This window comes from Dellaglioa sp. CoH-56-MRSF-12, assembly GCF_056782075.1.
In genome coordinates this window covers 1-265 of the sequence record NZ_JBXAYD010000107.1, presented here as the reverse complement: position 1 = coordinate 265, position 265 = coordinate 1, and the positions used below count along the sequence as shown (strand labels likewise).

The following is a 265-nucleotide window of genomic DNA, read 5'->3' as shown; positions in this document are numbered from 1 at the left end:
CCACAGGGCGTCGCAGGCGACCAGCGTGGCGGCCGCGTCGGCCGAGCCGCCGCCCATGCCGCCGGCGATCGGGACGTGCTTGTCGATCTCCAGGCGGACGCCGCCGGTGTACCCGGTCTTCTTGGCCAGCAGCCGGGCGGCCTTGATCGCCAGGTTGGTCCCGTCGGTCGGCAGGCCGCTGGTGTCGACGCTGCCCGAGAAGCTGACCGAGAAGTCGTCGGCGCGAGAGGCGCGGACATCCTCGTACAGGGACACCGCCTGGTAC

General features: G+C 72.5%; 1 protein-coding gene. It reads right to left on the bottom strand.

What is annotated here, in order from left to right; translation table 11 throughout:
• Positions 1-265, bottom strand: a 265-nt coding sequence (locus tag AC1RPY_RS07945; protein ID WP_481763143.1) for a 4-(cytidine 5'-diphospho)-2-C-methyl-D-erythritol kinase, incomplete at both ends; no start/stop codon positions are given.